This window comes from Dysgonomonas termitidis (genome assembly GCF_054657735.1).
Genome location: NZ_BAAHYD010000003.1, coordinates 1,026,707 through 1,047,649 on the forward strand (window position 1 = coordinate 1,026,707; position 20,943 = coordinate 1,047,649).

At 49.9% G+C, this 20,943-nt stretch carries 13 protein-coding genes; 11 read left to right on the forward strand and 2 right to left on the reverse strand.

Annotated features, from left to right (window positions below):
* Window positions 1-845 precede the first annotated feature (845 nt).
* Window positions 846-3,125, forward strand: a complete 2,280-nt coding sequence (locus ACYQ3L_RS25145; RefSeq protein ID WP_459952287.1) for a hypothetical protein — start codon at window positions 846-848, stop codon at window positions 3,123-3,125.
* 12 nt (window positions 3,126-3,137) lie between these two features.
* Entirely contained in the window at window positions 3,138-4,448 is a 1,311-nt protein-coding gene (locus ACYQ3L_RS25150; RefSeq protein WP_459952288.1) for a hypothetical protein, read from the forward strand.
* A 123-nt stretch (window positions 4,449-4,571) separates the two neighbouring features.
* On the opposite strand, the gene ACYQ3L_RS25155 is transcribed toward ACYQ3L_RS25150, so the two are convergent.
* The gene (locus ACYQ3L_RS25155) at window positions 4,572-4,967 is read right to left on the reverse strand and encodes a DUF5856 family protein (protein ID WP_380002040.1); all 396 of its coding nucleotides are present in this window, start codon (window positions 4,965-4,967) and stop codon (window positions 4,572-4,574) included.
* Between the two features lie 384 nt (window positions 4,968-5,351).
* Between ACYQ3L_RS25155 and ACYQ3L_RS25160 the strand changes: the two genes are divergently transcribed.
* Window positions 5,352-6,686 carry a phage integrase SAM-like domain-containing protein gene (locus tag ACYQ3L_RS25160; RefSeq protein ID WP_459952289.1) on the forward strand — a complete coding sequence of 445 codons (1,335 nt, stop codon included), beginning with the start codon at window positions 5,352-5,354 and terminating at the stop codon, window positions 6,684-6,686.
* A 320-nt stretch (window positions 6,687-7,006) separates the two neighbouring features.
* On the opposite strand, the gene ACYQ3L_RS25165 is transcribed toward ACYQ3L_RS25160, so the two are convergent.
* On the reverse strand, window positions 7,007-7,909 hold the full coding sequence (locus tag ACYQ3L_RS25165; RefSeq protein WP_459952496.1) for a helix-turn-helix domain-containing protein: 903 nt from the start codon (window positions 7,907-7,909) through the stop codon (window positions 7,007-7,009).
* A 417-nt stretch (window positions 7,910-8,326) separates the two neighbouring features.
* Here ACYQ3L_RS25165 and ACYQ3L_RS25170 point away from each other — a divergent pair, with 417 nt between their 5' ends.
* The 8 genes from ACYQ3L_RS25170 to ACYQ3L_RS25205 all read left to right on the forward strand — a co-directional run bounded on the left by ACYQ3L_RS25170 (window position 8,327) and on the right by ACYQ3L_RS25205 (window position 20,939).
* A complete protein-coding gene (locus tag ACYQ3L_RS25170) occupies window positions 8,327-8,686 on the forward strand; it encodes a hypothetical protein (RefSeq protein WP_379997560.1) in 360 nt (119 codons plus the stop codon).
* Between the two features lie 81 nt (window positions 8,687-8,767).
* Entirely contained in the window at window positions 8,768-9,370 is a 603-nt protein-coding gene (locus ACYQ3L_RS25175) for a DUF3575 domain-containing protein (protein ID WP_379997562.1), read from the forward strand.
* A gap of 13 nt (window positions 9,371-9,383) precedes the next feature.
* Window positions 9,384-10,916 carry a DUF3868 domain-containing protein gene (locus tag ACYQ3L_RS25180; RefSeq protein WP_459952497.1) on the forward strand — a complete coding sequence of 511 codons (1,533 nt, stop codon included), beginning with the start codon at window positions 9,384-9,386 and terminating at the stop codon, window positions 10,914-10,916.
* Between the two features lie 406 nt (window positions 10,917-11,322).
* Window positions 11,323-12,447 (forward strand): hypothetical protein, encoded by a 1,125-nt coding sequence (locus ACYQ3L_RS25185; RefSeq protein ID WP_380000250.1) that lies wholly within the window; start codon window positions 11,323-11,325, stop codon window positions 12,445-12,447.
* A 295-nt stretch (window positions 12,448-12,742) separates the two neighbouring features.
* Entirely contained in the window at window positions 12,743-13,633 is an 891-nt protein-coding gene (locus tag ACYQ3L_RS25190; RefSeq protein ID WP_380000248.1) for a FimB/Mfa2 family fimbrial subunit, read from the forward strand.
* A gap of 92 nt (window positions 13,634-13,725) precedes the next feature.
* The gene (locus tag ACYQ3L_RS25195) at window positions 13,726-16,095 is read left to right on the forward strand and encodes a BACON domain-containing protein (protein ID WP_459952498.1); all 2,370 of its coding nucleotides are present in this window, start codon (window positions 13,726-13,728) and stop codon (window positions 16,093-16,095) included.
* A gap of 281 nt (window positions 16,096-16,376) precedes the next feature.
* Window positions 16,377-18,305, forward strand: a complete 1,929-nt coding sequence (locus ACYQ3L_RS25200; RefSeq protein WP_459952499.1) for a hypothetical protein — start codon at window positions 16,377-16,379, stop codon at window positions 18,303-18,305.
* Between the two features lie 660 nt (window positions 18,306-18,965).
* Window positions 18,966-20,939, forward strand: a complete 1,974-nt coding sequence (locus tag ACYQ3L_RS25205) for a BACON domain-containing protein (RefSeq protein ID WP_459952500.1) — start codon at window positions 18,966-18,968, stop codon at window positions 20,937-20,939.
* Window positions 20,940-20,943: the final 4 nt, after the last annotated feature.

The window sequence follows — 20,943 nt, forward strand, 5'->3', positions numbered from 1 at the left end:
TGATTAAAGCAGTTACGAGTAAAAGAGACACGAGATACAAGTAGACGAGATACGAGTCACGAGCTGTAAACTAATGCCTGCTTACCGTTTACTGTTAACTGAAAAGTTAACCCGCTGGCGCGGACTTCCAGTCCGTGTCTTGTTGACATGCAACACACAGACGGGACGTCTGCGCGAGCGGAGGGAACGAAAAATTTGGAAATGGACAGAGTATATGACAAACCACGATACTGTTTACTGATGATTGTTTACTGTTCACTGAAAAAACTGTTACCTTTGTTACCTTTAAAAGTTATCTCCAAAATTCTCCAAGAAAACAAACGAAAACAAAAGTGATATGTATGAAACTAAATACACTTATATATAGCTATTTATATTAGTTAACAAGAGTAAAATTTGATTTTTATTTTTCATTTACATAATCGTTTTTTATCTATTATTTGTTACCTGTTTGTTACTTATGGATTTTTATAATTGTTACTTTATTCGTTTTTCGTAAATTATTATGTTTCTTATACTTATATAAGTACTGATTACTAGCTATTTAAAAACATACATATCAAAAGGTAATTAATCCTTATTTTCCTTTGCCATGTCGTTCCTTGTTTGTATCTTGCCCCCGGTCGATACAAAGCTCATATTCGTTTTTTTAGTATTAAAGGTTTGCAAAGATATAAATATCCGGTTAATTTACAAGGAAAAAGTGCTGATGCAAATCATTACTTAAACCTGTCCCTATTGATATACCCTATTCTTAATCAAGCCTGAAAGATATATTAATATAAGCAGCCAATAATGGATGAAAAATATTAATTACTCTCTATTCCATTTTACAAAGCACCATCATGGCAACTCAAACATACAACAAATATAAAATACTTATAGCTCCCGGTTCCAAAAAGATGCAGGGACTGAAGGTCGGGGATATTGTCCGCAGGCAATATTTCGACAATCCCAACCTTATCTATTCCCTGATGATTGTCCTTGAAACAGGCGTTGATATAATCGACGAAAAAGAATCTTCCTATATCATAGGCGCGCTGATCGAAGGGGATGAACCTCAGAGTGGTGAACTATTGGATTTTGTGCGTGTAACCAACCTGCATGACAATGACAGGAGTGGCGCCTTATACTTAACGGCATCTGACAGTGAAGCTCCATATCTGGATGTAATAGACGGCCTGGCATATAACCATTCATTATGTTATCCCTATATACCGGGTGGAAACCCTGATAATGCGGATAAGAATAAATATAGTTGTAGCGGAAGCCCTTTTCTGGATACAGCCTATAAGCAATCGGAACAGGATGCCGGCCGTATATACCGCATTACACGGAATGAAATGGTGGGGCAACCTGACTTCTTAGGGATAAAGCAGACGATAGAGAAACAATTGAGCCATCCCCAGCGTCTTATCGTTTCGTTTAAGGCCAGGGCTTCAAAAGCTATGACCGGGGTAAATGTATCTTTAGGTTTTAAGGAAGACGCAGGGCAAGCGGATGGGGAACAAACCATCGGTATCGATACAGGATGGCAATATAGGCTGTTTATGGTAACCATCGACCTGCCATCGCATTATCAGCGCAGCCTCTATATTGACCTTACCCGGCAACTGGAGGCGACGGGAGACTGGTTTGAAATCGCGGACCTGAATATTGTCCTGCAATCCTATATATCCACCTTCGCCAACGCGGCAAAAGTGCGGATCGGAAAAGTAAAGGGGATCGCAGACCCGGTTTTTGGCGTGCTTGATGGCTACGGGGCTTACTTCCGGAATATGTATGCCACCCAAAACGTCAATATTGCCGGGACACTGACTGCCGGGGATGAGAACGGGTTCAGCTCTACGTTTTATGTAGGAAAGATACATAAGAACGTCATCAGAAACAGTATCGACTGCGAGTTTACAGACTCTCCTGTTACACCCCTCGAAGAACATTCCCCAGTCGGTATTGGTAAATGCTGGATAACCGGAAACACAACAAAACTGAAAGTACAATCAGCCGGATGGCGGGAATCCCATCGGAATAAAAAATATTGTTTTTCCATTTGGATAAAAGCAGGTATTGCCACTAATATAGCAGTATACCAGGATGAATACCATTTGCAGGATATACAGGCGGATTCTACAGATTGGAAGAGGTATTCCGTCCCTTTCACCTTTAAGGACTCAAAAGAGACGGATTGTATTATCCGGCTGGAAGCTCCTGTCAGCGGAATGCTTATAACAGCGCCGCAATTGGAGGCAGGTTCCACCCCGTCTCAATACCAGCCTACAGACGGGACGCTTTCCTATGTAGAAGATTACGGGGCCTGGTTTTCTAAAGGTGGTATCGGGGGTACGATACAAAATCCCCTGTTAAAGCTGAACAATGACGGCTCCATCAGTTCCCGCGACAACTCTTTTGTTATCAATCCCGACGGCACGGGACACTTTGCCTCGGGACGCTTTAAATGGACAAAAGATACGATAAGCCTGCAGGACGTAACGATCAAATGGGAGGACTTCGATCCGGAAGCGCAGGAAAACCTGTTGCCCAAGTCCGTAAGCCTGAGCGGTACGGATATATTCCATTATCCGGATAAACCTGAAGAGGCCTGCGATCCCGTGGAGATCACCATCTACGCCACTGAGCATAACTTTACAGGGACAACAAGGAAATGGCAGTACCTCTCCCCGGAATCAGTATGGAAAGAATTAGCAGGTAATAATAAGGATTTTATACAGGTATCGCCTACAGGCCATTACTGGGAGGGAAGGGATGTTTTATCCCTCCGCTATACAGCGACTTATAAAGACGAAGCATTTGAGGATATTTTCTCCATTTATAAACAATTTGACGGGCAAAGCGCGTATTCTATCTATATAAACTCTTCCAACGGTTCCGTATTTAGAAACGGAGCTGTCTCAACGCTATTGTCGGCAAGGGTATATAAAGGCAGTGAAGATGTGACCGGAAAAATACCGGATATGAATTTCAGGTGGATAAGGAGCAGTAAGGATATTGCCGGCGATGCTCTATGGAACAGCGTGGATCATACGGGGAAAACACTGGAGATAACCGGAGAGGATGTTTACCGCAAAGCGGTATTCGACTGCGAAGTAATATTATCGACAATATAAAAAACAAGGATCATGGCACAAAAAGCAGCGCGTGGACAGGTCACTATTATCGACCAGAACGACGCGGTCAGCCTCCAGGCATTTATCGGCTCCAACCAGCCGCTGACACAGATTTATACGAAAGATACCAACGCCTATGCCCCGGCATGGACGGCGTCCCCTTACCTGGTACTGACGCCTGCTCTGTTCGTCAGCGGTAAGGGAGATGCCGACCAGGTTACTTCAGTAGGGAACGCGGCTACGCTGACACCCGGAATCAAGACCGGCTCGTCCAGGTGGTATAAGGACGGAGTAGCCGTCACCTCGGGACAAGACAGTTGCACTATAGCCGCAGCAGCATCCAAATATGCCCTGACGGTCAATACGAACCATATGAGCATTACATCGCCGCAGGTACGGTATACCTTCGAAGCGGTGTATATTGATGCGAACGGCCTGGAGATCGCTTTCCGCTCGGAGATACAATTCACCCGGCACCAGTCGGCGGGAGCCACGATCTGCGCTATCGCCTATGCCCCGGACGGGGTCATTTTCCGTAACGGCGAGGTCGCTTCGTTAAAGGCGCACTGCGACCTGTGGCGCGGGGCGGCAATCGATACGACCAACGTAACCTATTGCTGGGGTATCAAGGATTCTTCCGTCTTTGCCAATACGACCCTTTCGGCTGCTGCCGCGACCGGGGCCGTTACCGTAACCGTCGCTTCGGTAGCCAATATGGAGGCCGGGGGGAAGATTGTTATCGGTACGGCTACACATACGATCTCGACGGTCAATACTTCGACCAAAGCAGTTACCCTGACTTCCGCGTTGACGGCGGAGGCCGCATCCGGGGCTACGGTCAGGAACCCGTATTACAATGCCATGCTGGGAGCGGGCTGGTCGTGCCTGACTTCTTCCAACCCGCGCGGAGTAACGGCAGGGTGGACAAGCAATGAGATTACCATCACCGCCGATGCCGTCCTGAATTTTGAAACCTTCAAATGCGCGATTAAAGACACGGATACTTCGGCAGGCAATGCTTCCGCCAATAAGATCGTATGTGATATTATCTCCTTCTCGGATATGTCCGACCCTGTTATGGTGGATATCGTGAGCCAGAAGGGATTTATTATTAAGAACGACGCCAACGATGTGGACGCTAAAGCAGTGCTATACCGCGGCGGAGAGGAGCTGGACGCGGCAGGTACGGAATATACTTATACATGGAAACTCTGGAACGCGGCGGGTACGGCGGTCGCTAAAACCTATACGGGAAAAGCCGTTACCATTGCCAAAGCGGATGTGACGGGAAAGGGGGTATTGATGTGCGAGGTTTCAAAATGATCCGCTAAAAAGTACCGGCATGGAATCATGCTTATTAACTCCTTCTTTAAGAATAAATAAACGGCAAACACCGGTATTGCGAATAAAGAAAATACCGGTATTTGGATAAAAGATTACTACCTGTTATTGAAGGCGTTTCAGGCGGTACAATAATTGCCGGATTGCTTCCTGATAGTCATCGATAATAGCCTGGGTGAAGGCTTCCGTAAACAGTTCCCTCTGGGATTCCGTGTATTTGACAAACTCTTCCGCATGCTTTACGATATCCGATGGATTCTTTGTTTCAGGAATTACGATATCCAGGTCTCCTATTGTAGCATACGATGTTTCTACCAGGCGGTCGGTTACATCCAGCAGGTCTTCGATAGCCTGATCCAATGCAATGTGGGCGGAATAGCTGCCTGGGCCTGTAATATGCCAGTGATGCAGTTTCAGGCTGCTGTTAAATGAAAAGACTTTTCCGATAAATGCCGCAACCGCTACATGGGCAGATACAGCTTTTGATGATGTATTGTACATAATTTTGAAAAATTGGTTCATAATTATACCTGTAAATATAATGATTTTAATATTTTTTTACGGGATATTGCCTGATAAAATATTATTGTTGTATATCAAGGAAAATCCTTCCTGCATGCAGCCCCTGTCCATCGCTTCTAAAATAATGGTGCTAAAAGGGCGATAATAACAGTAAAGGTGAATAAATCTTATTCCCCGATAAATATCCGGGCTAAAATGCCCTGAATCCGCTTGTCTGTCTTACCTTTGTGCTTAAGCACGTAAGTGGCGCCGGTAAGCGGGCCACAAATGGGCTCATTGAATTCCCGGACTGTGCGCCGGTCTTCAGGGACAAATTACAGAGAGGTTCACAAATAATATATGATACCAATAACGCATTAAATTATGGCCACATTAAAGTTTATCCTGCGCAAGTCCGTCAGCGGAGCGCGCTGCAAGGGCAGCCTGTGCCTTCGCCTGATCCACAGCCGCAAGGTCAAAGTCATCACCAGCCCTTTCCGGCTTTACCCCCACGAATGGGACGGGGCCGGGCAAAGGGTACATCTTCCTGAAGAGGGCTCCCCGCGCTACCCTTACCTGTGCAAGGTAACCGAAAGCCTTTGCGCTTACGGCGAACAATTCGAAGAAGCGGCCGGGCGGCTGGAGAAATCGGGGCGTTATACCGTTGATGACATCCTTTGCAGTTACCATAGGGAGCATAACCCGGCCAACCTTTCCGGCTTTGCCGGGCTGCAGGAGCGCAACCTGCTGCGTGCCGGCCAGGAGCGTACCGCCCGTGCTTACCGCACCGTCAGCCGCGGGCTTATCACCTTCAATAAGGGGCGTGATATCCCCCTGAGCCAGATCAACGCCTGTATGATGAAAGAGTTCGAGGCCTACCTCAAGGAGCGGGGCAAGGCCATGAATACGATCTCTTACTATATGCGTATGCTGCGTGCCATCTATTGGAAGGCCGTCAAGGAGAAACTGATCGATGCCCGGCGTGAGAATCCTTTTGACCATGTTTTCACGGGCTTCCAGAAAACCCGTAAACGGGCATTGGATATCGAAAGCCTCCGCGCGCTGAACAGCCTTGATTTTTCGGCTTTACTGGAACGGCAAACCCAGCCGCCTGTAAATGCGCATAAGCAGCTTAAAGAAGCCCCGCGGGAGGATAAAACTACAGACAGGGCCCTTTATACTTCGTGGCGCTATTTCTTCTTTTGCTTCCATGCAAGGGGAATGAGCTTTGTGGATATGGCCTACCTGCGCAAGGAGAATATCCGCCAGGGGGTGATCAGCTACTACCGCAAGAAGACGGGCCAGAAGATCGAGGTGACGGTCACGCCCACTTTACAGCGCATCATCGACAGCTTCAGCGGCGAGGTCCGCCACAGCCCCTACCTCTTCCCCGTCATCCGGGACGCGGACAGATCCCCGCGCCTGCAATACGAGAACGGCCTGCGCCTCCAGAATAAGCGCCTGAAAAAATTATCCGCCCTGGCCGGCATTGGGGAGAAATTAACGACCCATGTCTCGCGCCACAGCTGGGCGACCATCGGCAAGAAGCAGAACCTGCCGCTGTGGGTTATCAGCGAGGGCCTGGGGCATTCCTCCGAAAAGATGACCTATACCTACCTGGCCTCCTTCGACCGCTCGACCCTTGACCGGGCCAACGAGCAGATCGCCCTGGCCCTGGTCTCCCCGCCATCCGCTACCGCCGGCTTCGCCTGCCTGTAGGGCTGAAACCGGTTTATATGCCTTTACAAACAAAAACTATAGCTTACATTTCTTGATCAGCTTACCCGCTATTTTATATGGCAGGGCATATTTTCTTTTATTTCCGGCTGAAAATAAAAAAGTATTTTTATATTTGTAAGCATATTTTTACTGAAAGGAGGAAAATAGGAGCATATTCTGAGCCGGACAACACAAAACCGAACGTTTTGCGTTCATTTTATCTATTCATCTTAACATCTGACACTTAGCAAGTGTCGGAATAAGTTTGTTTAACGCATATAAACAATTGCAAAGTTAGGCGTTATTTTTTAATAATGTTGTTAGATTCGGTTATCCATTTTTACACTTTCTTTACCTATTTCACACCCAAACCTGTGATGTTGCCGTATCCCGCCCGGCGGTTCTCCCAGATGCTGCTTACAGTAGCGGCTGAATGAGGCTTTTGATGCAAAGCCGAATTCAGCGCGCAGTTCGTTTAGCGATTTATCCCCCGTGCAGAGGGCATGGTATATCTTTTTTGCCCTGTGCTGGTTCATCCACTTGTACCCGGATATATTAAATACCTTCCTGAAGCGCTTCTCTATGCCTGAGAGGGACATATTCATCGCGGCGGCCAACTCGGAAAGGGAGTGGTAGTTGTGGTAATTGTTCATCACATAAAGGGAGAAACCCGGGTCACCGCTCAGGGCCTCGTGAAAAAACAACGCGAGTTCCTCTTTCGAATAAAATTCCCCGAGCAGGTAGAGCAGTTCATTTATCTTCAGTTCATTATAATATCCGCAACAGAGCCCTTTGCGTATACAGTAGGCCAGCATATCCGTATACCCCTTTACGGGTTCCTTCATTTCCAGCAGGTAGGGGGAATCCGTTCCCGTATCCGGCGTCCGGTGTACCAGGTCCTCCAGCCTGTAGCAGTCGCAGAACTGCAGCTTGGAGTAAGGGCGTATGAACAGGAGCAGGGCTCCGGATTCAGCCCTGTAGCTGAAGTTGTAGCCTACAGGCAGGTAAAGCGCCTGCCCGCAGCGCATCCGGCGGTTATTGTACATCCCGAAGGAATAGGTGATCTCCCCCCTGAGCAGGAAGATGATCTTACTCTGCAGGGCCTGTTGTTTATGGCTGCTGCCGGTACTGATTTCTTTGGTTTCAATGGCCGGTCTTGTTCCCTTGTCGCAGCTCTGGCAGTTGCGGCAGGCCATGTGTTCGTTAAGGTATGATAAATCCATATTCAGTTGGTTTTGAGTTTGTTTAATCCATGTTTAATGATGCTGTTGCTGTGTCAGGCCGGTTTGTACCCGGAAAGGCTATTGGTTATCAATTAATTAAAAGCCCGTCGCCCTCCGGTTTTCCTGCCGTCGGGGGTCCGCCTGTTTAACGGTTCGTGTCAGAAGTTATCCCTTGTATTTATTTATTGCTTGTTAATGTGTTAATATACAGACGATTGCAATCCAGTCTACATACCATCTGACACTTGCTAAGTGTCAGATGCCGGAATCAGATAAATATATCTCGATGCATGCCTTTCCGTCAGGGGGGCATGCAATCTTACTCCGGTTCATCCGGGAGGGGATAAAACGGTATAAACAGTATACAGGCGGCGGTAAGGCAACAGATGGAACGTTTAACAAAAACAATACAAACAGATGTGCAGTATTCACTATTTTCCGGTAACGATGGAGCGGCAGGGCGGACGGTTTTATATCGGCCTGGACATGCATTTTGTGGGGGATATGGCCACGGCCGACCGGGCGCACTGGTTCATACCCGTACTATACGGCGGGGACAGGCGCAGGGAGTTACCCATGGTTCTGGTCGCCGGCGGGTCGCGCTACCGGTCTTTGCGTCTTGCCTTATGGGGCCTTGGCAGCAACATATTGCGCTCTTACCATATAAAAAAGCTGTTGCAGGCAGCCGGCAGGGCGGTCATCGATTACCCTTACCGCATATCCCTTCCCTACGAGGAGTGGATGGACAAGGCGGAAATAACCGTCATACAACAGTGAACCGGCAGGCGATGATCAATCAACATGAAGTCAAATAAATAATATATAAAAAATATATACATAAAAATACAGACATCCTTTATGAAACAATCCGTATTCATCTTTCTGCTTCTAGCCATAGCCCTGGTTTCCGTACGGGGGCAGGACAAAGCAGGCAACCTGCCGCTATCCTCGCCGCACCTGGCGGTCAAGACCAATCTGCTGTACGATGCGACCACCACTTTCAACCTGGGGCTGGAAGTCAGGCTGGACAGCCGCTATACACTGGATATACCGGTTAATTACAATCCCTTCACCTATAGCGGGAATAGGAAGCTGAAGCATATACTGGTGCAGCCCGAGCTCCGTTACTGGCTTTACGAGCCGTTCTTCGGTCATTTCTTCGGTGTGCATGCGCTCTATGCCAATTACAATGTGGGGGCTATCAAGCTGCCGCTGGACCTGTACCCGGACCTGGAGACCAGCCGTTACCGGGGCGACCTTTTCGGGGCGGGCTTTTCTTACGGTTACCACTGGATGCTCTCCCCCCGCTGGAGCCTGGAAGCCACATTCGGTTTCGGGTATGCCTATTCGGATTATGACAAATATGAGTGTAAAACCTGCGGCAAGCTGCTGGAAAGCGGCAGCAAGCATTATTTCGGGCCTACAAAGGCAGGTATATCCATCATCTATATAATCAAATAAGACAATGAAACGTATGAAACGATTCCATATTTCCCATATACCGGCTGTATTTTTCCTGTTGGCGGCGCTCAGCCTGCCGGCACAGAATAAGGATTTCTATAAAGGCCGGCTGTCGGTTGAAAGCGCCGGGCTGAAAGAAGAGGGCGACAGCCTGCTATTAAGTTTTTCCGTACACATACAGGGCCGGGCCGTCTCCCGTGGTCAATCGATGCTGCTGGTTCCCGAGCTGAGTACCGGTAGCGATCCGGACAGCAACATGTTAACCTTTCCCTATATACTGGTCAACGGTGACCGGCGCCAAAAGCTGAACGAACGCTATTTTACCCTTGCGGACATGGACCGGGTAACCGCCTATCATCGTCCTTTGATGCAGGTAAATACCCGTCCGTCCACCGATACGACACTTCTGTATAACCTGAAAATCCCCTATGAATCCTGGATGGATTCCGCCCGCCTGGTGCTCTACCAGCAGGTTACGGGATACAGGCAGGAATCACGGCTGTATGCGTTGGCATTGAGCGGCAAGGTGGAATTGGAAGCACGTGTGCCCTATCAGGTCAGCCCCGGTGTATCCTTCCTTGTTCCGGACAGGGAAGTCAAGACGCGCAGGCGTCAGGACAAGGCTTTCCTTGACTTCCGGGTGGGCAGGTCGGCCATCGATCCCGGTTTCCGCCGGAATCCCGCGGAGCTGGCCAGGATCAGCGAAGCCGTCTCGGATGTGAAAAACAACCCCGATGCGGTGATTACCGGCCTGTTTATCGAAGGCTATGCTTCCCCCGACGGATTGTACACCACCAACGAGCGTTTATCGAAAGAACGGGCTCTGGCGCTGAGGGATTACCTGAAAACGAAGTTCGGATTCGACGAGGGCCTTTTCAAAGTATCCTCTGTGGCCGAGGACTGGGACGGGCTGGCCGTACAGGTACAGGCCTCCGGTATGGAATACAAAGATAAGATATTGGACATTATCGCCACCACGGGAATAATGGAAGGACGCGAAGGCGCCCTGATGCGCCTGGCAAAGGGTGCGCCCTACCGGCAGATGCTCCGGGATATGTTCCCCGGACTCCGCAGGGTGGAATACCAGGTCGACTATACGGTCAGGGATTACACTGTCGAAGAAAGCAAATCGCTGTATAGCCGCAAACCGGAAGACCTGTCACAACTGGAGCTTTACAACCTGGCCCAAAGTTACGGCAAAGGCACGAAGGACTATACGGATATATTGCTCGAAGCGATTCCCAGATACTATCCCGGTGATGTGGCGGCAAACGTCAACGCGGCGGCGCTGCTGATCGAGAACGGGGAGCTGAATAGCGCAGGGCGCCTGCTGGACAAGGCAGCCGGCACAGCCGGTGGCGGCAACCATCCGGCCGTACTGAACAACCTGGGCGTGATACGCCTGCTGGCAGGGGAACTCGACCAGGCCGAAGCCCTGTTTAACCGGGCGAAAACAGCCGGCAGCAAGGAAGCGGCCCGCAACTTGGAGGAAGTAACGGCCAAACGGGTCGATAACAAGAAAATGGAACGGTATAAAAGCCGGTAAACCTTCCCCGCAAACCGGCTTGCGTCGACATACGGCGCGCCGGCAACGGTTTACAGGCCGGTACCGCAATCGAATAACCATTCATACATATAAATAAAAGGTAATGATAATTAAACAAACAAACGTAACAAAAGTATCAACAAGGAAAGAGGAGGGCCGTAAAGATCAGGAAAGGAGCGATTTAAACGTAGCTGGAAGAAACAGTTACAGTTAAGAGAAACAGTTAAGAGAAATACCCGGAAAAAACGATCAGGAGAAACAACCGGAAAAAACAAAAGAACGATTAAGCAAAACAGTCAGAAAGCAAAAAAAACAATTCGAAAAATTCAAAAATCAATTACAAAAATTCAATTAAGAAATTCAGACGATTGATTATTTATTTTATTAAATTTTTAAAACAAAAAGAATGAAAACAAATTTCAAACATGCAATTATTGCAGCAACAGCCCTGCTATTAGGATTCAGCAGCTGTTCGAATGACGATGCGAACGCTCCGGCGGACGATCTTCCTAAAAAAAGCGTGACCGTGAGTATCGCCGTGCCGTCGACCTATGCCGATGAAGCGACAGCTGTAGGAGTGACACCTGATATCGCCGAAGCGACAGTATTCTTCGTCGGTGGCGGTGTTATCGCAGAAGTCGGTACGCTGACTACCGCGGAGGTAACGTCAGGTAAAACATTTCCCGATGTACCGGGTTCCGTAACCGAAGTGGTTATTGTCGCCAATACCGCGACTATAGCAACATCCCCTGCTATCACTACAATAGCGGCAAATGATCCTTTATCGGAACTGAACGAGCTACTGTTCCAACAGGCCAGTCAGACCCACCCGAAAACAGGTGTTAATGTATTCGGCCGCGCTACTATCACAGGAGGTGCGGGTGCATATACAGCCAATGTAATGCTGGTTCCTGCTATTTCCCGGTACGAGATAAAAGAAATTTTGGCAGATCCGCTTGCAGCTATCCCATTGACAAGTTTCAAACTGACAGGGATTTATATCAACAATACATACACACAAATCGGTACGGACTATGTAACTAAGCCGACTTCGACTGCTAATATTCTGAGCTATGGCAAGTCTGATGCAATTTGGACCAACGGTTCATACCCTGCACGTTTCAAAGATGAATTTACAGGAGTTACAGGCGCTACAAGCTTTACACCGGCTAACAGATGGTCTTATTATGTAATGCCTGTAAAATCGTTGGTTGTGGGAACAACCATCGACGGGGTAGCCCAATCAGTGATTCCCCATATCATATTAAAAATAGAGGACGCAACTGCTGCCGGTTATTCTTTCCCTAGTCCTGCTTATATTACTATTAAAGACCTGAAAGTAGGTGGAGCACCGTTAACACAATTGGAACCCGGAAAAGTATACAGCATAGGTGGATCTGCCACTGGTGACGGTATTAAAATAGGAGGTGGAAATTTGGCTCCGGATCCGGAAACAAATGCTACTGAGAATATTCAAGTAACAGCTACTGTAACTCCATGGACAAACGTGGACGTTGATCCTGTATTTTAAATAACAGCTATTGAACTTTCACCTCAAAGGGGCCGGGGCTTACACTGCCCGGCTACTTTCGGAGAAACCAATCAAAAACCTTCAGAAGGGACGGGGAAGGGTTCCGGGTATAACGGACCGGCGCCCCTCCTCTCCCGGGAGGGTTTATCATAAAGCGGTTCACGGTAACTTACCGGAAACGGACCCTGTAAAACGGTATAATAAACGATACGACAAAAAAAATAAAGCCAATAAACAAGCAAGCGGTAACGCGGTTATTGCCTGCGATTGCCTTACAAAAATAAATTATTCACATATGAAACAGCTGAAGACATTAATCCTGCTAGTTGCGTCCGTATTTTTCACCGGATGTATCGGTGATGACCTGAGTGATTGCCCACCGGATGAGAATCTGACGCTCGCATTTTCCTACCTGAACTTTCCGGACCATATCAGCCGGGTGACAGTCGCGATATACGATCCGAGCGGAAAGCTGGTGGAGACGGTGCAAGTTGATAAGAACGATCTGGATGCCTTCCGGGGAGTCCGGTTATACCTGCCGGCAGGTGATTATACAGCTGTCTGCTGGGGGAACGCTTTTGATAATACTCAAATCAACGGGCTGTCCAATGGGGCCGGTATAAGCCAGCAAGAAGCGGCTCATCCCGGTTACTTCAATTCCGCGCGCATACCGACCAACGATGCCCTGTATTACGGCAAACATACCTTTACGGTCAAACCGGACACAGCCAATAGCGAGACGGTACCATTCACACCGGCCTATATCCGGCTCGTCATACAAGTCAAAGGCCTGGCCAGCACCGACGCCGGCGCACCGCCTTCCCTTTATCCTTATATCAGGGTGAACAACCTTGTACCTGCATACGACTATAATATGGTTACCCACGGTAACCCTACGACATACTATCCGCCGGTAACGGTAGACACGGGCAACAAACAGGCGCAGGCCACCTGCGACGTGCTGCGCTTCACGGCCGATAACCCTATCACGATAGACGTGCTGGACAACAGCACGGACAATACAGTGCTCCATACCGTAAACCTGCAAAAATTCATAGCCGACAACAATATCGTCATCGCTGACGGCAAAGAGGTCACCATACCGATCCTTATCTCATTCGAGGGGAATGTGGTTATCGTCACGCTGCTCGAGAACTGGGGAAACATCCCTGTAGACACGCTGTAATGACAATCACTGTATTGCAATAACATAACAATATAATTAACCGGTAAGATAGATAACGATTTAATACATGCTTAACAAAGAAAGATAGAACGATGAAATTAATAACTAAAGTTTTCTTGCTGGCCTGTCTGGTCGCCGTTACCGGCTGCACCACGGATGGCGATAATCCGGTTCAGCCTGATCCGGGTCAGAACGGGGAAAAGAATGTGACCCTCGAGGTTCGCATCCCCGGCGCCCGAACACCCTCGACCTACGGCATGACCGCGGGGCAGGAAAACCAGGTGAGCCAGCTTACCGTGCTGGCCTACAAGGATATCAGCGGCACCGAAGAGCTTCAACAAATGATCGTTGCCACATCATCGGAATTCACGAGTGACGGCAGCGGCAATGTCAAGGTGACCCTGTCCCTCCCTGCGGGCGATTACAGCCGCCTGGTGGTGGTCGCCAATGCCAACAGCCAGGTCGGCGCATTGGCCGACGACAGCCCCATTAGCGAACTGAATGCCATCGAATATACCCATGCCAGCGGACAATGGGATACCGCTACACCGGATTACATCCCGATGACGGGCGAAGTAATAGCCGGAACGACCAATGGCATCAGTATACGGCAGGGCCAGTCGAAGACCTTCAGCGGCCTGAACCTGGTACGCATGCTGGCGCGTGTGGATATAATCAACAATGCAACCTCTACTTTCACGCTCAAAGACGTGATGCTGTATAACTTCAAGAAAAACGGCCTGCTGGTCAACGACGATACGCAATACGGGGCTTCCCCGGCACAGCCTAACCTGCCCGGAACCCTGCAGAATGCCACCTCCCCGCTAACCTATAACTACACTGCATTGCAGTCCGGTAATAAGATGGAGGGTGAGATCTATGCCTTCGAGGCGGCCGCCCCCGTGCTGGCAAATATCGCCACTTCACCCCGTATCATCATCAAGGGTACCTATAGCGGAACAGATTACTTCTATCCGGTCGACTTCACCTACGACGGCAGCAGCGGTACCACCAAAGGTGCTTTCATGCCGGTCGTGCGTAACCATAAATACATCTTCACCGTCTCACAGGTCAGCGGCCCGGGCTTTGCCACTGCAGATGCCGCCCTGGCATCGACGGAGGTCATTACCAACATCGACGTGCAGGTCTTCGTCATCGATGAAAACTTAACCGATGTCTATTGGGATGCAAAGAATTACCTGGCGGTCAATGCGCCGGACTTTGATTTTGGCTATGAGGCGGTGACAGCCGCTTCCACCGGCAATACCTTCACCGTTAAATCCACCGCCCCCTGGACGATCGAATGTTTCGAAGCGGACGGAACAACATCTATTCCCAACGGCGGCTGGCTATCGGTCAACCCCGCAACAGGCACTGCCACCTCGACGGCTACCGTTTCGGTTCTGGTTGCTGCCAATGGCGGAGCAGCACGAACAGGGAAACTAATAATACAGTCCGGGCTATTTACCCATATAGTTACGGTGAACCAGGAGGTTATGTCGCCTACTGCAAATTCATTCATAGTCGCTCCAAATACAAATAACTACGCAATCCCTGTCAGGAATTGCAACATGTCCGACCTGGGCATACAGCTAAACGATGGTGAAACATTCACTGCGGAAGTGGTATGGGAAAGCGATGCGAATGCGGTTAGTACTGTCACGGTAAATGGCAGCGGCCCATATGGCAATATAGTTGTCAGTACCGGATCAGCCGAAGGAAACGGTGTGGTATGCATTAAGAAGGGTGGAGTGATCCTGTGGTCATGGCATATCTGGGTGACAAATTATAATCCGGAAACCGGTACATACGTTTCTAACGGCCAGACCTTTATGGAGCGTAACCTGGGCGCCATGAACAATACACCGGGCGATGTTGGCTCCCTGGGCCTGATGTACCAGTGGGGCCGCAAGGATCCATTCCCGGGATCAGCCAGTACTACTGCGAATACCGAGCCAACTTATGCCACTGTTACAAAAACCCAAGCTCCCGCGGGTACTTCCCCTAATTACAATATCGGCGTTGCTGTGGCAAATCCGCTGACATTCTATACCGGGTCTAGTGCGAACAGTTATGACTGGTACAGCATCACAGCCAGCATTAAAAATGACGCCCTTTGGGGGGCTTCGAAGACCATTTACGATCCTTGTCCGGAAGGTTGGAAGGTTCCTGCTTCGGGACCCACCTCTGACTCGCCGTGGTATGACTTAACGTCGCAGTGGTTCAGTGTCGGTACCGGTGCAGACTGGACACTGAATGGTCGAGGCTACTACCCCGCTTGCGGGCATCGCGGCCGTGCCGACGGTAATTTAACAGCTTTAGATACCGGCCGCGGCTTATATGGTTCATCTGCGATTAACGGTAATAATGTAAAATACCTTGATTTCGGTCCTGGCGCCCTGAATACAAACTCGAACCAAGCGCGTGGATACGCCTCTGCCATTCGCTGCGTAGTCGAGTAACAATACGTAGGTGAGCGTATTTGATTTATTCCCTTCGTGCATTTAATATTGTACAGCGTACAGTGCTGTTACAGCAGGGTGGGCGAACAACACCACAGGGTAGCGCCAGGCTACCCTACAAAAAGGGAAAAAAGGCTAAGTGAGCCATACAGATATAAATGAACGATAAATACGACATATTCAGTTCCGGCCGGTTGGCGGTAATCCCGTGCAGCGGTAACAGGAAAAGTCTGATGTATGACATATATAAAAAATGCAATATATAAAAAAAGCTCAAGGATATGAAAACCAATAAAATGTATAAGCGCTCCCGGTTATCCCTGCTGGTGACCGGGGTATTAGGCCTGTTTACGATCGCATACACATCGTGCAGGAACGATGATCCCGTGGATATGAACGGCCCGGGTAAAGAGATAACCATCACAATGTCCGTACCCGGCATCAACCCGGCGGACGGCCCGGTGACCTATGCCATGCCAACAGACGAGGCCAAGGTCAATACGGTCGATGTGCTGTGCTTCCAGACCGACCCCGCAGGCACTGCGGATGTGGACAGGGGAACCTTCCTCTACCGTGCCACCGTAGGGCATACGGCAGGCGATAATACCTTTAAGGTTATCCTGGCCGAACTGGCCGTCAACCAGACGCTTGTCGTGCTGGCCAACTGCCGCACACAGGTGGAAACCCTGCTGGGAACCATCTCTGCGGGAGCCACCAAGGCGAGCGTTATCAGCAGCCTTTTGCTGGAGCAGAGTACCGCTTTCGACGCATCTACCATGACGGGCATCCCGATGTGGGGCGAGATCACCAACCAGGCCGTTACATCAGGCTATAATCCCATCGGCGGGCTGAGCGTCAACCTGACGCGTATGCTGGCCCGGGTCAATATCACCAATGGCGAAGTCCTCTTCGACCTGACGGAAGCCTACCTGTACAACCCCCGCCAGAAGGGCAGCATAATCCCTGATAACTGGACCGGTACAGACGTGACTAACCCGACCATCGTAGCAGGAGCCCAGATGGCTCAGAAGACCAGGTTCGGGCCCTTCACCACTTCGGCGACGAACACAATCGACAATAAGATCTATACCTTCGAGGCCGATAACATCGCCAAGGCCGGAACAGATCCGCTGGACGCCACCTGCCTGGTCGTCGGCGGCTATTACAACGGTAGCCTCACAAAGTCCTACTACCGTGTAGACCTGAAGAATTATACAACAAACGCGTTCTACGATGTAAAGCGTAATTATTCATATAACGTTACCATCACTAAAATAGACCTTGAAGGCCCGGACACTCCGGATAAAGCCTTTGAGGGGAAAGCCACAATACAGGCAACCGTGCAGGCATGGAACGACCGCAATGGCAGTGTGACAGCCGGCCAGAGCCACCTGTATGTGTCGCGGCCATACCTGTGGGTCAAATTGGATGGAACCACTGAAGCTTATGCCGGAAGCAAAACGATCACGATAAAAACGGACGATCCGTCCGGCTGGCACTTCGATACCTCGGATGCGACAACCGCTGCGACTCTCACTTGGGCGCAACCTTCGCAATCAAGCGGCGCCCAAAATTCCAGTGTTAATCTGACCTTCACTCCCAACAACGCAAGTGCGTTCTTGGAAGGCGCCGCGGTGATTACTACCGGTAACCTCAAATATACGATCCACTTTGTTCAGGACGATTGTGGGCGGTTTGGCCACGCTCTACCCCAAACAATGGGAAGTAACGTCTACTTAACCTACCGCGACAACTATGATACAGGCTTATTTCGATCTCGCGTTTGCTGGACGTTACAAAACTCTATCGAAGGTGTTCCCATCATGACCACTTTACAGAGCGTCGAATACCCGTTCTATACTGCAAGCACTCGGGTGGACGCTTGCCCTGATCCGTGGCACCTCATGCCTTACGCTACCACAAAATGGCCGATGCCACAATACACCAATGAAATCCTTGACGCCGGGCTGGCGGCAGGTCTCTCCTACGTAGACATGGCAGGCCGAACGTTCAGCCCGGCGGGCCTCGTTTGGAATTACATGGGTTGGACGGTCTGGACGGACGCTCCCTTAGCGGATTCGAACGACAGGATCATACAATCGAACACTGTGCCGGGGACTTATTACAGCTCAAGCGCGACAAGGGCTAGTACTGTTTACAACAATTCGCCGAATATGCGCGCCACCACCAAGTGCGTGAAAGACACCTAATAGCGCACAGCCCGTAAGCCACCCCTCCCAGGTGCCAAAACAGCACCAGAGTCAGTTCGCTGTCACCCTCACCCTATAGGGTAGCGCCAGGCTACCCTATATAAAAGGGAAAAAAGGTCGGGGGGGTGACAAACAGAGATAAATAAATGAAAACTAATAGCTTAAACAAAAATACAGGATGAAGGCAAAACATAAAAACCAAGGAGTATCCGCCATAAAGCGGCTACGGAGCACCTTTAACCGGGTGATAACCAGCATATAGCCCTTCCGCCATCCTGACGCCGTAAAGACGGACGGCAGGACAAGGGAGAAGCGACTGAATTAAACGAAGGATATAACAAAAATAAACGTAAAGAGTAAAATGCTAAAACACAACATCCGCCCGGTACCTTACTACACGCAGACCGCTTCGGCCTGGGAGAAGGAGTTGGCCGCCTGTTAAGCAAGATAGTGGAAGTCGAAGCCTGCTGAATCCTGTTCCGGTTGCCGGAGCACAGGCTGACGAATAAACGGCGTCACTGCGACGACAAGGTAACGAATACACCGGCTCTTTAACGCCTCAGATAATGCTACAAAAGGGTATCGAAAGAGGAACATATATACGTATAAAAAAATGTAATGATCTGAACGCCAAATGCATATTATACAAAGGAGTTGAATATGATTAACGATGATAAAAGCTGTACAGGATATATAAAAAAATACAGAAAAATGAAACACATAAATAACATAATGGCACTGGCTTTCTTGCTGGCCTGTCTGGTCGCCGTTACCGGCTGCACCACGGATGGCGATAATCCGGGTCAGCCTGATCCGGGTCAGAACGGGGAAAAGAATGTGACCCTCGAGGTTCGCATCCCCGGCGCCCGAACACCCTCGACCTACGGCATGACCGCGGGGCAGGAAAACCAGGTGAGCCAGCTCACCGTGCTGGCCTACAAGGATGTCAGCGGCACCGAACAGCTTCAACAGAAGATCGTTGCCACATCCTCGGATATAACTTCCAGCGGCACCAATAATGAAAATGTCAAGGTGACCCTGTCCATCCCTGCGGGCGATTACAGCCGGCTGGTGGTGGTCGCCAATGCCAACAGCCAGGTCGGCGCATTGGCCGACGACAGCCCCATTAGCGAACTGAATGCCATCGAATATACCCATGCCAGCGGACAATGGGATACCGCTACACCGGATTACATCCCGATGACGGGCGAAGTAATAGCCGGGACGACCAACGGCATCAGTATCAGGCAGGGCCAGACCTTCAGCGGCCTGAACCTGGTACGCATGCTGGCGCGTGTGGATATCGTCAACAGCGCCGCAGCGACATTTACGCTCAAAGACGTGATGCTGTACAACTTCAATAAAAACGGCCTGCTGGTCAACGACGATACGCAATACGGGGCTTCCCCGGCACAGCCTAACCTGCCCGGAGCGGTACAGAATGCCACCTCCCCGATAACATACACCGGGGCCGCGGTGTCGGCCAATATGGCCGGCGAGATCTATGCCTTCGAAGCGGCCGCCCCGACAACCGCAACGATAAGCACCCAGACCGCCCCCCGCATCATTATCAGGGGGACATACAACCTTGTGGATTATTACTATCCGGTGGACTTCACCTACGACGGCAGCGTTAGCGGTACCACCAAAGGCGACTTCATGCCGATCGTACGCAACCATAGGTACACCTTCACCGTCTCACAGGTCAGCGGCCCGGGCTTTGCTACGGCTGCCGCCGCATTGGCTTCGACGGATGTCATTACCAATATCGACGTACAGGTCTTCGTCATCGATGAAAACGTTACGGATGTCTATTGGGATGCAAAGAATTACCTGGCGGTCAATGCGCCGGACTTTAGCTTCGGCTATGAGGAGGTAACCGATGCATCCACGGACAACAAAATCACCGTCAAATCCACTGCCGCCTGGACGATCTCTTGTTTCGAAGCCGACGGTACAACGGCCCCGGACGGCGGCTGGCTTTCGGTAGATGACCCAGGAGGAGATGCTAACACAATGGAAACCGTATCGGTGCTGCTTCAGGAAAATACCGGGGCAGCGCGCGAAGGTAAAATCAAAATACAGTCAGGGAACTTTACCCATGTCGTAACGGTTACGCAGTCGGGCGACGACCGCGTGAAAATCGATGTTGGTACTATCTACGGCACGGGTGTAGGATCATTCACTATAAGTACCGCGCTTGACCCCACACCGCTACCCCCGGGCTCCTATGTGCCTGCGGGCTCGGTAGTATACATTACAGCTACCGAGGCTAATGTCAACGCTATGTCTTTCACCATCCTGAACGACACTTTAATAGACATATATGCACCGAAATATCATATAGAATTTGTTCCCGTAGATTCACGTACCTTCAGACTAGTGGACGAACCAGGTAGGGTGACTAATCCCGCAGTGGCTGCGTATGAGGGGTATGACTACACATACGATGATATCCCCTCACCGGGGTTTTGGACAAACACGAGTGCGGGAGGCACCTATTATTGGACTATAAGGCCTGGCCGAGAGACGAAAATCGTAAACGGGTACAAGATCGGTGTTTTGCACCGCGCCGTAGGCAAATCAAGCTGGACTGGGCTCGCATTAGATTACGTTATAATAACAGAGCGCTAATAAA

Bases quoted from the DNA above. Each gene is read 5' to 3' on its own strand.
- ACYQ3L_RS25200 (WP_459952499.1), top strand. From the start codon at position 16,377: ATGAAAACCAATAAAATGTATAAGCGCTCCCGGTTATCCCTGCTGGTG.
- ACYQ3L_RS25180 (WP_459952497.1), top strand. From the start codon at position 9,384: ATGAAACGATTCCATATTTCCCATATACCGGCTGTATTTTTCCTGTTG.
- ACYQ3L_RS25155 (WP_380002040.1), bottom strand. From the start codon at position 4,967: ATGTACAATACATCATCAAAAGCTGTATCTGCCCATGTAGCGGTTGCG.
- ACYQ3L_RS25145 (WP_459952287.1), top strand. From the start codon at position 846: ATGGCAACTCAAACATACAACAAATATAAAATACTTATAGCTCCCGGT.
- ACYQ3L_RS25150 (WP_459952288.1), top strand. From the start codon at position 3,138: ATGGCACAAAAAGCAGCGCGTGGACAGGTCACTATTATCGACCAGAAC.
- ACYQ3L_RS25185 (WP_380000250.1), top strand. From the start codon at position 11,323: ATGAAAACAAATTTCAAACATGCAATTATTGCAGCAACAGCCCTGCTA.
- ACYQ3L_RS25165 (WP_459952496.1), bottom strand. From the start codon at position 7,909: ATGGATTTATCATACCTTAACGAACACATGGCCTGCCGCAACTGCCAG.
- ACYQ3L_RS25205 (WP_459952500.1), top strand. From the start codon at position 18,966: ATGATTAACGATGATAAAAGCTGTACAGGATATATAAAAAAATACAGA.
- ACYQ3L_RS25175 (WP_379997562.1), top strand. From the start codon at position 8,768: ATGAAACAATCCGTATTCATCTTTCTGCTTCTAGCCATAGCCCTGGTT.
- ACYQ3L_RS25170 (WP_379997560.1), top strand. From the start codon at position 8,327: ATGTGCAGTATTCACTATTTTCCGGTAACGATGGAGCGGCAGGGCGGA.
- ACYQ3L_RS25160 (WP_459952289.1), top strand. From the start codon at position 5,352: ATGGCCACATTAAAGTTTATCCTGCGCAAGTCCGTCAGCGGAGCGCGC.
- ACYQ3L_RS25190 (WP_380000248.1), top strand. From the start codon at position 12,743: ATGAAACAGCTGAAGACATTAATCCTGCTAGTTGCGTCCGTATTTTTC.
- ACYQ3L_RS25195 (WP_459952498.1), top strand. From the start codon at position 13,726: ATGAAATTAATAACTAAAGTTTTCTTGCTGGCCTGTCTGGTCGCCGTT.